The sequence below is a fragment of the Rahnella sp. CG8 genome (genome assembly GCF_023701875.1).
Taxonomy (GTDB): domain Bacteria; phylum Pseudomonadota; class Gammaproteobacteria; order Enterobacterales; family Enterobacteriaceae; genus Rahnella; species Rahnella aceris.
Window position 1 is genome coordinate 84,872 of record NZ_JABAED010000012.1, and the last position, 11,155, is coordinate 96,026.

9 protein-coding genes and 3 tRNA genes are annotated in these 11,155 nt (G+C 51.1%); 9 read left to right on the plus strand and 3 right to left on the minus strand.

Annotated features, from left to right (window positions below):
- Nucleotides 1-120 precede the first annotated feature (120 nt).
- The 3 genes from HGO41_RS13255 (at nt 121) to HGO41_RS13265 (ending at nt 461) form a co-directional block, all read left to right on the plus strand.
- A tRNA-Leu gene (locus tag HGO41_RS13255) sits at nt 121-206 on the plus strand.
- Nucleotides 207-242: 36 nt separating this feature from the next.
- Nucleotides 243-328: transfer RNA gene (locus HGO41_RS13260), tRNA-Leu, on the plus strand.
- 46 nt (nt 329-374) lie between these two features.
- Nucleotides 375-461 (plus strand) — tRNA-Leu (locus tag HGO41_RS13265).
- Nucleotides 462-576: 115 nt separating this feature from the next.
- On the opposite strand, the gene HGO41_RS13270 is transcribed toward HGO41_RS13265, so the two are convergent.
- On the minus strand, nt 577-861 hold the full coding sequence (locus tag HGO41_RS13270) for a DUF1435 domain-containing protein (RefSeq protein ID WP_013577116.1): 285 nt from the start codon (nt 859-861) through the stop codon (nt 577-579).
- 302 nt (nt 862-1,163) lie between these two features.
- Here HGO41_RS13270 and HGO41_RS13275 point away from each other — a divergent pair, with 302 nt between their 5' ends.
- Both HGO41_RS13275 and rhaT read left to right on the plus strand, forming a co-directional pair.
- The gene (locus HGO41_RS13275; protein WP_250981107.1) at nt 1,164-2,258 is read left to right on the plus strand and encodes a GGDEF domain-containing protein; all 1,095 of its coding nucleotides are present in this window, start codon (nt 1,164-1,166) and stop codon (nt 2,256-2,258) included.
- Nucleotides 2,259-2,858: 600 nt separating this feature from the next.
- A complete protein-coding gene (rhaT, locus tag HGO41_RS13280; RefSeq protein ID WP_131638380.1) occupies nt 2,859-3,893 on the plus strand; it encodes an L-rhamnose/proton symporter RhaT in 1,035 nt (344 codons plus the stop codon).
- A 28-nt stretch (nt 3,894-3,921) separates the two neighbouring features.
- Here the strand turns inward: rhaT and rhaR are convergent, their stop codons facing one another.
- Both rhaR and rhaS read right to left on the minus strand, forming a co-directional pair.
- Nucleotides 3,922-4,794 carry an HTH-type transcriptional activator RhaR gene (gene rhaR / locus HGO41_RS13285; RefSeq protein WP_013577119.1) on the minus strand — a complete coding sequence of 291 codons (873 nt, stop codon included), beginning with the start codon at nt 4,792-4,794 and terminating at the stop codon, nt 3,922-3,924.
- Between the two features lie 83 nt (nt 4,795-4,877).
- Nucleotides 4,878-5,705 carry an HTH-type transcriptional activator RhaS gene (gene rhaS / locus HGO41_RS13290; protein WP_217244638.1) on the minus strand — a complete coding sequence of 276 codons (828 nt, stop codon included), beginning with the start codon at nt 5,703-5,705 and terminating at the stop codon, nt 4,878-4,880.
- Between the two features lie 340 nt (nt 5,706-6,045).
- Between rhaS and rhaB the strand changes: the two genes are divergently transcribed.
- The 4 genes from rhaB (at nt 6,046) to fucO (ending at nt 10,945) form a co-directional block, all read left to right on the plus strand.
- A complete protein-coding gene (gene rhaB / locus HGO41_RS13295) occupies nt 6,046-7,530 on the plus strand; it encodes a rhamnulokinase (protein WP_250981096.1) in 1,485 nt (494 codons plus the stop codon).
- Nucleotides 7,527-8,783, plus strand: coding sequence for an L-rhamnose isomerase (locus tag HGO41_RS13300; protein WP_250981097.1), 1,257 nt, complete (start codon nt 7,527-7,529; stop codon nt 8,781-8,783). The genes rhaB and HGO41_RS13300 overlap by 4 nt, the downstream gene beginning before the upstream one ends.
- Before the next feature lie 52 nt (nt 8,784-8,835).
- The gene (gene rhaD, locus HGO41_RS13305) at nt 8,836-9,660 is read left to right on the plus strand and encodes a rhamnulose-1-phosphate aldolase (protein WP_013577123.1); all 825 of its coding nucleotides are present in this window, start codon (nt 8,836-8,838) and stop codon (nt 9,658-9,660) included.
- 136 nt (nt 9,661-9,796) lie between these two features.
- Complete coding sequence (fucO, locus tag HGO41_RS13310; protein WP_112198611.1) at nt 9,797-10,945, plus strand: lactaldehyde reductase; 1,149 nt, start codon at nt 9,797-9,799, stop codon at nt 10,943-10,945.
- The last annotated feature ends 210 nt before the right edge of the window (nt 10,946-11,155 follow it).

Genomic DNA, 11,155 nt, shown 5'->3' on the forward strand with positions numbered 1-11,155 from the left:
TCCGAAATGGGGGAAATAACTATTGACGCCTGTGGGAAAATCTCTAGAATTCGCCCCCGTGGTTGTGTTACTTGCTGATGACATTCCGATGAATGCGTCAACACAGTAATCAATTGGAACGCGATGGTGGCGGAATTGGTAGACGCGCTAGCTTCAGGTGTTAGTGTCCTTTGGATGTGAGGGTTCGAGTCCCTCCCTTCGCACCAATACAATCACAAGATTTATATTGCACGGCACGGTACGCGATGGTGGCGGAATTGGTAGACGCGCTAGCTTCAGGTGTTAGTGTCCTTTGGATGTGAGGGTTCGAGTCCCTCCCTTCGCACCACTCCGGTGATATAAATCGAATCCAGCAGTAAGCAGAAATCATCTGTGCGAAGGTGGCGGAATTGGTAGACGCGCTAGCTTCAGGTGTTAGTGTCCTTACGGACGTGAGGGTTCAAGTCCCTCTCTTCGCACCACGTGATTCTGTTCCTCAGTTTTTCCTTCCTGCAATACTTCTTTCAGTTTCAAAAAATAGAAAAGACCCGCAGCTTTACTGTGTTTCCTGTTTTTCATCTTAAAAAAATCCTTTTATTACAACAAACTAAAATTCAACGTTACCGCAGCCAGACTTCCTGCCAGCGCCATAAATGATGGCAGCAACATATAGTGTCGCAACGTACGGTGGAACAGCATGCCCAGCGTGATCAGCATTGCAACGACTATCAGCACGCGTAACTGATCGAGCGACATATGCGTCAGGGCAAGCAGCGGCATCAGTGCGCAAGGCAACAATACGCCCCAACCGCTGGTAAGACGTTTGCCAAACATCCACACAACCGCCCAAATGCCACATGCAATGGCCATTGCTGGTATCATAACCTTGCTCCAAATAATGGTAATGAGAACTAATATCATATAGGATTTTTTCTCATTTACCACCTATTTACAGTCCCACCCTTCGTTTGGGTGACACCTGACCGCAAAAGTGTTAGTTTTGTGGCAGTTAAACCACATTAGTACAGCCTCAATTAAGACAGTCACTATAAAAACAACATTTATTGCGTTCTAATAATTACATATTAGAACTATTAGCCTTCCTGCATGGAATAATTACGCGGTATAGGGCGATAAGACACTTTATCTATTCAGAACAACACACGCTAAATAGAGTAAATTTGATGATATCTCATTCCTATGATGAGCTGCTTAAAAGCAAACATCGGCTGGCGATGTTGCTATTCTTTTTTTTAAATAGTGCAACTGCATTATTTTCTATGGCTTACCCGCCAGAGAATGCAGTCTCTACGCCATTTCCGTTGGTGCTGATTTTTGTGCTTTGTTTTTCAGGGCTGATATTTTCTTTTTTCAGTAAGAAAAATTACTCTGCCCATCTTAATATGTGTTCAGTCGCCGTCGGGCTGTTATGGGCCTGGCAAATAACCTTACGCTTTGAAGAAATCGGCCATCTGGATAAAAATTATCTTTTAGTCAGCTTGCTCAGTATATTCTTTATCAGTGCCATCGCTTTATCAGATAATTTTCTGGCTTTTTGCCTGCATGCAGTACCTTCTACTCTTTGCGTCATCTTCTTAGACGATTTCCAACATGTCGAGCGCATCTTATTTACCGTGTCATTGCCGCTGATTGGCCTGTGGCTGCATCATCTGATGCTCAAACGCAGCGATGAATTTACGCGCAGAATGGTGTCCAATCTCTACAGCGAACGGGAAAAATTCAGCGACCTGAGTATGCTCGATCCGCTGACCGGCCTTTACAACCGCCGGGGTTTGCAGAATAAGCTGGAAACGCTGTTCAATCAGGATTCAGGGCACTACGTTATGCTGCTCGATATCGACCATTTCAAAGCCTATAACGACAACTATGGCCACTCGATGGGCGATCAGGCATTGGTGCGTGTCTCTGCCGCTATCCGCGATGCAGTGCGCTCGCGGGATGTGGTTGTCCGTTATGGCGGAGAAGAGTTCCTGGTACTGATGTCCAACGTTAAACAGGAACACGCGGTTCGCATGGCAGAGCGTATCCAGAATAAAGTCCTCGGGCTGAATATCCCGCATTTGTTTAATGTTGAGGTCTCCACCCACGTCACGGTAAGTGCCGGGCTGGCTGCGCTGGAGGACGGTGACTTTATTAAGACTTTAGGTAAAGCCGATGCCTCACTCTATAACGCAAAAAACAGCGGCCGTAATAAAATATTTTATGCCTGGGAAGAGACCAAGGAGATACAGCAAGCCGTGGAAGAAAAAATAGCCTGACGATGATTTATATATAGTATTAATAACAACACACTTATTGTTATTAATTTTTGCGAACAATGTTCAGCGTTTTACCGGTTCGTCATAAAGAAAGCCGTCATTCATTTTCACTGCATAATCATTCAACTTTCAGCCAGATTAATGGTTCTGGCTGAAAGTAAAGAAACTTGTTTACTATAATGAATGTTACTACTCCCTGTTACTTTTCAACTTTTTAAATCTACTTAAATATGCCTGCACACGTCCGCTTCACCACGAAATAAGCACAGATAAAAATAATCCTAAAAGACGTCTTGAGTCCATTTCCCACCCGCTATCGACCTCTTCTGCAACCACAATCCCTTTGTCTCTAAAAAGTCTCTAAAAATGTCCTAGTTTGTTGATTTAATGTAATTATTAATTCTCTTACTGGATTTGTGAACTGACTCATGTTCATCTTCCGGCGAGTGCCAGCGCTGATTTCTCTGTGGCACTGACCGGAAGGCTCCACTACCGGACACTTCTTACACTACCGCCACCCGCTGCTCATGTTTCTGAAGGATCAGTTAACAGCAGCGCTTTTGTTTATCTCATCACTCTACATAATAAAAGGTCCAGTGTATGAACAGTTCGATAGTGTTAGGGATTATCTGGCATCTGATAGGAGCAGCCAGCGCAGCTTGCTTCTATGCGCCATTCAAACAAGTTAAACATTGGTCATGGGAAACCATGTGGTCGCTTGGCGGCTTCTTTTCCTGGATCATTTTACCGTGGGCGGTCAGCTACGTGCTGTTGCCTGATTTCTGGGTCTATTACGGTTCATTCAGTTTTGCGACCCTGCTGCCCATTTTCCTGTTTGGCGCCATGTGGGGCATCGGTAACATCAACTACGGCCTGACCATGCGCTACCTCGGTATGTCGATGGGGATAGGCATCGCCATCGGCATTACCCTGATTATCGGGACGCTGATGACGCCTGTTTTACAGGGCAAAATTGGCATGCTGTTTGGCACAACAGGTGGCCAGCTTACCCTGCTCGGCGTATTTGTTGCGGTCATCGGTGTGGCAATTGTCAGCTATGCGGGTTTCCTGAAAGAAAAAGCATTGGGCATTAAAGCTGAAGAGTTCAATCTGCGAAAAGGGCTGATTCTGGCTGTAATGTGCGGGATTTTCTCCGCAGGGATGTCTTTCGCCATGAGCGCTGCGGTGCCAATGCACGAAGCAGCACGCGAACTCGGGATTGATCCGTTGTACGTTGCCCTGCCAAGTTATGTGGTGATTATGGGCGGCGGTGCGGTCGTTAACCTCGGTTTCTGCTTTATCCGTCTGGCAACACGTAAAACCATCTCTTTGCGCGCCGATATGTCGGTGGCGAAATCCCTGCTGCTCACCAATGCGGTCTTTTCCATTATTGGCGGCGTGATGTGGTATCTGCAGTTCTTCTTCTACGCCTGGGGCCATGCCAGCATCCCTGCAGAATATGATTACATGAGCTGGATGCTGCATATGAGTTTCTACGTATTGTGCGGAGGCATCGTCGGTCTGGTGCTGAAAGAATGGCTCGGGGTAGGCAAAAAACCAGTACGCGTTCTTTGTATCGGTGCGCTGGTGATTATTCTGGCGGCGAATATTGTCGGTCTGGGTATGGCACTGTAAGCGTTACGTTTCTCAACGACAGCAGAACTTATTCTGCTGTCGTTGAGGATAAAAGGATTTTGCCGGTCTGCTGTGTAAAACGCTGCCGGTAGTCCCGCGGCGAAACACCACTTGCACGACTGAACACCACAGAAAAATAGTTACTGTCATCAAAGCCGCATTCAGCGGCCACGTCACTGATCGTCATGTTGCCGTAGCGCAGCAAACTCATCGCCCGGCAAAGCCTCAACTGACGTAAATAATGGGTCACGCTCATGCCGGTGTACTGCTTGAACAGCGAACGTAAAGCACGCGGATTGAGCTGATGTTGCAGACAAAACGTTTCAAGATGGAAGGGAGCGGAGATATTTGCCCGCAGAGCCATCAGCAATAGATCCAGCTGATGCGCATCCGGTAACGCGCCACTGTCCGGCCGCTGACGAAAACGCAGTAACAACAGTGCCAGTTGCATCAACAGGGCTTCACTCAGCTGGATCGAAAGCGGCTCCGATTTCATACACTCTTTAGCAAGCTCATCCACTTTATCGCGCAAAACCGCCATGCCAAGCGTACTTAAACGCCAGTAACGTTGTTCCTGGCTGACATTTTCACCCGGTAATAATTGCGACCAGTCGGCTGCCAGCCCGAAACGCTCACGGCAAAACAGCACATTATCCAGTGCCAGTTCATTGACTGACTCATAGCTATGCCGGTCCCGCGAATTAATATAAAACAAGTCACCACAGGTGATGGGATAAGGGATGTCGTTCCAGACATGCAGACCATTACCACGCCAGACAATGACCAGTTCATCAAAATCATGGTCATGACTCGGAAAGTCGGCCTGCGGGTGACGTTCAGCCACCACGACCGAATTCATTTTGGTCAGGAAGAAGTCATTTTTATTCAATTTCAATGACATAGATGCAATCTCAAACCCGTTTGACGACAAAATAAACGAGGCAGTTCTCAGGTAAGAATACCGGAAACCGCGAGAGGTGCCGTTTAACGCAACTGATCACGCATGAGTTTTGGCGACACCGAAAACTCCCGACGAAACTGTGTCGAGAAGTGGTTACTGTCACTGAAGCCGCAGGCATAGGCGATGTCGGTAATACTTTGATCGCTATGATGTAAACGACGGCGCGCCTCCAGCAACCTCAGTCGGTTGAGATACCGCTGTGGCGTCATGCCGGTGTAATGCTTCATCTGACGATGTAATGTTCTCAGCGCCAGCGAAAAACGTTCTGCAGCCTCGGTCCAGTTGACGTCCTCACTGTAATGCGACTGGAGCCATTGCAAAAGTTGATTGACCCTGTTTTCCGAGGTATCTCGCAATTGTGACTGGAAACAGTCCTGATAAAGCAGGATCAGCAGTTGTAAAAACAGACTTTCACGGGTCGCGATGTGTTCCATTTCAACACTGTCAGGCAACGCTGCAAGCAGTGTGATGCAGTTCAGTACCTGCTGAAGCACGCACGGACTGAGCTGCCAGTGGACCTGTGACTGATAGTGATGTTCCTGAGGAAGGAAGTGGCCGACGTCCTGAATGAACCGGAACGCCTTCGGCGAGCGGAACAGCACATTGGTCAGCCGCAGGTTATCCACATTTTCAAACAGATGATGATCGCTGGCGCGCACGAAACAGACCGTACCGGCCGTCAGTGTATAAGGGTTGTCATTGAAGATATGCACACCCGATCCGCTTTCCACCAGCATAATTTCGTGGAAATCATGGTAGTGCTCCGGGAATACATCTTGCGGAAGCCGCCGCTCAACCGTCACAGTCAGCTCAGGTGCCGCAAAATAATCATCACCTCTCAGTAACGTCATGTATCACCTCCGGTTCAAAATCCTTGTGCTTCGGGAACCAACCCTACCCTGCGCCCTGCGTTTTTGCCTTCAAACCACGGCAGCAAAAGCGCCATAAACGGTCATATTTCAAAGATTCAGCCTGTCGTGATGCAGATCTGCGGCAAAGATCACAATCGCGTATTCCGGTTTACTCCGGCGCGGCAAAACCCTGTTTCAGTCAGCTTTGAACCGTTATGTGATCTGCCTCGCATCTACCTTTTTAATGCTGCCATCCCGCCAAAACCGGTGGCAATCACCGGAAGGTGTCCCTCAGGCGCCTCCCCTACACTGGCCACATATTCAATAAGGAATGGCCGCTATGAGAACACACCATCTTGCCGCTATTGACCTCGGCGCTTCCAGCGGCCGGGTGATGCTGGCGACGTTTACCCGTCAGGATCCCGATCCGGCAGCGACGCTGACACTGAAAGAAATCCACCGTTTTCCTAATAACCTGATCCGCGTTGATGGCCACGATACCTGGGACCTTGATGCGCTGGAGAAACACATACTTGAAGGGCTGAATCGCCTCGACGCGTCCGGCGTTCAGCTTGACGGTATCGGGATTGATACCTGGGGAGTGGATTATGTCCTGCTTGATGCACAGGGGCAGCGGGTCGGCTTGCCGGTTGCTTATCGTGACAACCGCACGGAAGGCGTGATGGCGCGGATGGAACAGCAGTTTGGCCGCGAGAATTTGTACCAGAAAACCGGCATTCAGTTCATGCCGTTTAACACACTTTACCAGTTGCGCGCGCTGAGCGAACAACAGCCTGAAATCGTCAGTAAAGCAGCCCACATGCTGATGATCCCGGATTATTTCCTTTACCGCCTCACCGGAAAACTGAACTGGGAATACACCAACGCCAGCACCACACAGATGCTCAATCTCGCCACCGGTGACTGGGATGAAGATTTGCTGAAACTTGCAGGTGTGCCGCGCCGCTGGTTGCAAAAACCTACACAGCCGGGTAACTCCCCGGGACTGTGGAAAAGCCCTCGCGGACGCAGCGTACCGGTATTCAGCGTCGCAACGCACGATACCGCCAGCGCGGTGGTTGCCGCCCCGCTGACCAGTTCACACAGCGCCTATCTCAGTTCCGGCACCTGGTCGCTGATGGGCATTGAAAGCCCGCACGCTTTTAACCATGCCCAGGCACTCCACGACAATATCACCAACGAAGGCGGTATCGACGGCAGCTATCGGGTGTTGCGCAATATCATGGGCTTATGGCTGTTCCAGCGGATTTGCCGCGAACTGAACATCCAGGATTTACCGTCATTAATCACGCTGGCTAAAAACGTCACGCCGTTCACTTATCTGATTAACCCGAACGAAGATCGTTTTATCAATCCCCCCTCTATGGTGGATGCCATTCGCGATGCCTGTCGTCAGGCGGGTGATCCGGTGCCAGAGTCGCCAGCTGAACTGGCGCGTTGTATTTTCGACAGCCTTGCCATGTTGTATCGCAAAATCGCCTTGCAACTTGCTGATTTACAAGGGAAACCGCTGGAAGATATCCACATCGTTGGCGGCGGCAGTCAGAACCAGTTCCTGAATCAGCTTTGTGCTGATGTCTGTCAGGTCAGCGTCAGCGCAGGCCCGGTGGAAGCTTCAACGCTTGGCAATATCGGCTGCCAGCTGATGGCGTTAAACGCCGTCAAAGATACCGCTGAATTTCGTCGCATTGTTGCCACGAATTTTGAGCAACACCACTACATTCCACGTATTCACGCGGATTTCGCTATTCACTGGCGCCGTTTTCAGGCGCTCTGTCACGTCAATGAGGAACTCGCAGTATGACTTCATCTATCGATCAAGCATGGACACTTGCCAAAGAACGCTTTGCACTGTTGGGTATTGATGCCGAAGCTGCAATCAAACAACTTGATACCCTGCCCGTTTCTATCCATTGCTGGCAGGGGGATGATGTCGCTGGCTTCGAAAACCCTGAGGGCAACCTGACCGGCGGTATTCAGGCGACCGGTAATTATCCCGGCAAAGCGCGCAACGCTCAGCAGCTTCGTGCTGACTTAGAACTGGCGATCTCCATGATCCCTGGCCCTAACCGGCTGAATCTGCATGCGATTTATCTGGAGTCCGATAAGCCCGTTGCCCGTAATGAGATTGAACCTAAGCACTTCACCGGCTGGGTTGACTGGGCGAAGAAAAACAAGCTGGGTCTGGACTTCAACCCGTCTTGTTTCTCACACCCGCTGAGCGCCGACGGCTTCACGCTGTCACACGCAAACCCGGAAATTCGCCAGTTCTGGATTGAACATTGTCAGGCCAGCCGCCGTGTCTCTGCCTCATTTGGCCGCGCACTGGGCACGCCGTCAGTGATGAATATCTGGGTGCCGGATGGCATGAAAGACATCACCGTCGATCGTCTGGCACCGCGCCAGCGCCTGATGAGCGCACTTGATGAAGTGATTTCTGAGAAGTTTGATATCACCGAACACATCGATGCCGTTGAAAGCAAACTGTTCGGCATCGGTTCTGAAAGCTACACCGTCGGCTCAAACGAATTCTATCTCGGTTACGCTGCCAGCCGCGGCACTGCGCTGTGCCTCGATGCCGGCCACTTCCACCCGACTGAAGTGATCTCCGACAAAATTTCTGCTGCGATGCTGTATGTGCCGCGCCTGCTGCTGCACGTCAGCCGTCCGGTACGCTGGGACAGTGACCACGTAGTTCTGCTGGACGACGAAACGCAGGCCATCGCCAGCGAAATCGTGCGCCATGACCTGTTCAACCGCGTTCATATCGGTCTGGATTTCTTCGATGCCTCGATCAACCGCATCGCTGCCTGGGTTATCGGCACCCGCAACATGAAAAAAGCCCTGCTGAAAGCCCTGCTCGAACCGACCGATTTACTGAAAAAACTGGAAGCCGAAGGCGATTACACCGCACGCCTGGCTCTGCTGGAAGAGCAAAAATCCCTGCCATGGCAGGCCGTGTGGGACATGTATTGTCAGCGTCACGATGTACCGGTTGGCGGTCAGTGGCTGGATACCGTCCGTCATTACGAAACCAGCGTGCTGGCAAAACGTTAATTGCCGCCGAACGCAACAGAAACGCATTCACCTTATTCGCAGGAAAGAACCGATGAAAACATTATTTAGCTCGTGGTTTGTGCAAGGCATGGTCAAAGCGACCACCGATATGTGGCTGAAAGGCTGGGATGAACGTAACGGCGGCAACGTCAGCATGCGCCTGTTACCGGAAGACGTCGCACCTTATAAAAATGATTTTTACGACCAGCCGCGCCAGGTTGAACTGACTCAGCATGCGCCTGATCTGGCCAACGAATACTTCATCGTGACCGGTTCCGGTAAGTTTTTCCGTAACGTGCAATTAGCCCCGTCAGAAGCGCTGACCGTTATTCAGCTTGATGACAAAGGCGCCAGCTACAAAATCCTGTGGGGTCTGACCGCCGGCGGTCTGCCAACCTCTGAACTGGCCTCACATCTGCAATCTCACGCTGTGCGTAAACGTGTCACCAACGGTCAGGATCGCGTGATCATGCATTGCCATGCGACCAACCTGATCGCACTGACGTACGTGCTTGAGCTCGACAGCGCCAAGATCACCCGCAAGTTGTGGGAATGCAGCACCGAATGTCTGGTGGTCTTCCCCGACGGCGTGGGGATTGTACCGTGGATGGTGCCGGGTACCGATGGTATCGGCGCAGCCACTTCCGACCGGATGCAACATCACAGCCTGGTGTTGTGGGCATTCCACGGTATCTTCGGTTGCGGCCCGACGCTGGATGACGCTTTTGGCCTGATCGACACTGCTGAAAAATCGGCGGAGATCCTGGTGAAAGTGATTTCTATGGGTGGAATGAAACAAACCATCCAGACCGATGAACTGATTGCGCTTGGCAAACGTTTTGACGTCACGCCTTTTGAGGCCGCACTGAAAGCCTGATCAGGCACTTTATGCTCCAGACTTCATAAATCCTGCACGGGGAACAGTGGATGTTTCCCGTAGCAGGAAATGGCAAAGACCGCGGAGCAGCGCACAACAGGACACCTATTTTACTTACTCTATAGAGGGAATTTTTATGAGTTTCATGTTGGCACTTCCTAAAATCAGCCTCCACGGTCAGGGCGCAATCGAAGATATGGTTGCGATGCTGGCGACTAAGCAACACGGCAAAGCGCTTATCGTTACCGATGGCCAGTTAATCGAACTGGGTCTGCTCGACAGTTTATTCTCCGCACTTAAACAGGCCGGACTGCCTTACGCTATTTACGGCGGCGTGGTACCCAATCCAACCTCTGCTCACGTTGATGAAGGTTTCCGTTTGTATCAGGAAAACCAGTGCGATTACCTGATCGCTTTCGGCGGCGGCAGCCCGATTGATACCGCAAAAGGCATCAAAATTCTGACCGCCAATCCGGGGCCCGCCACAATGTATTCCGGTGTCGGCAAAGTTACCAAACCGGGTGTCTTCCTGGTGGCGATTAATACCACAGCGGGCACAGCCGCAGAACTCACCAGCAATGCGGTGATCATCGACAGCCAGCGTCAGGTGAAAGAAGTGATCATCGACGCCAATCTGATCCCGGATATTGCAGTGGACGACCCGGCGGTTATGCTCAAAATCCCGGCCAGTGTCACCGCTGCTACCGGCATGGATGCGCTAACCCACGCTATCGAAGCCTATGTTTCTGTCGGCGCACATCCTCTGACCGATCCGACCGCGCTCGCCGCGATTTCAACTATCACGCAATGGCTGCCAAAAGCAGTCGATCACGGCGATGATATTGAAGCCCGCGAGAAAATGGCGCAGGGACAATATCTGGCCGGTATGGCATTTAACAGCGCAGGCTTGGGGCTGGTTCACGCACTGGCGCATCAGCCGGGCGCGACACATAATCTGCCGCACGGCGTCTGTAATGCCATCTTGCTGCCGGTTGTCGAAGAGTTTAACCGCGCCAGTGCACCTCACCGCTTTGCCGATATCGCCCGCGCGATGGGCGTACATACGCAAGGTATCAGCGAAACACAGGCCAGTATTGCGGCCATTGACGCTATCCGAAAATTGTCCACCCGCGTGGGTATTCCTTCCGGTTTCAAAGAGCTGGGGATTAAGGAAAGCGATATCGAAGGATGGCTGGATAAAGCGCTGGCTGACCCGTGCGCACCGTGCAATCCGCGCACCGCAACTCGTGAAGAAGTGCGCGAGTTGTATCTGAAAGCAATGTAGTTTCTTTGCTCCCCCTGAAAGGGGAGAACACGGAAACAGCTCGGTCTGCTCCCTCCCCTGCGAAGGGGAGGGTTGGGGTGGGGTATTAAATAAAAGCGAATGTGTTGAAGTGTACTTTGACGAGGCGTTTATCTTTAAAACCCCCTCCCAGCCTCCCCCTTCGCAGGGGGAGGAGCTTTCCCTCTACCCCCCGATAATCTAACCGGAGAA

Excerpts from the sequence above, each read along its gene's own strand:
- HGO41_RS13270 (WP_013577116.1), bottom strand. The coding sequence starts at position 861 with ATGATACCAGCAATGGCCATTGCATGTGGCATTTGGGCGGTTGTGTGG.
- HGO41_RS13275 (WP_250981107.1), top strand. The coding sequence starts at position 1,164 with ATGATATCTCATTCCTATGATGAGCTGCTTAAAAGCAAACATCGGCTG.
- rhaT (WP_131638380.1), top strand. The coding sequence starts at position 2,859 with ATGAACAGTTCGATAGTGTTAGGGATTATCTGGCATCTGATAGGAGCA.
- rhaR (WP_013577119.1), bottom strand. The coding sequence starts at position 4,794 with ATGTCATTGAAATTGAATAAAAATGACTTCTTCCTGACCAAAATGAAT.
- rhaS (WP_217244638.1), bottom strand. The coding sequence starts at position 5,705 with ATGACGTTACTGAGAGGTGATGATTATTTTGCGGCACCTGAGCTGACT.
- rhaB (WP_250981096.1), top strand. The coding sequence starts at position 6,046 with ATGAGAACACACCATCTTGCCGCTATTGACCTCGGCGCTTCCAGCGGC.
- HGO41_RS13300 (WP_250981097.1), top strand. The coding sequence starts at position 7,527 with ATGACTTCATCTATCGATCAAGCATGGACACTTGCCAAAGAACGCTTT.
- rhaD (WP_013577123.1), top strand. The coding sequence starts at position 8,836 with ATGAAAACATTATTTAGCTCGTGGTTTGTGCAAGGCATGGTCAAAGCG.
- fucO (WP_112198611.1), top strand. The coding sequence starts at position 9,797 with ATGAGTTTCATGTTGGCACTTCCTAAAATCAGCCTCCACGGTCAGGGC.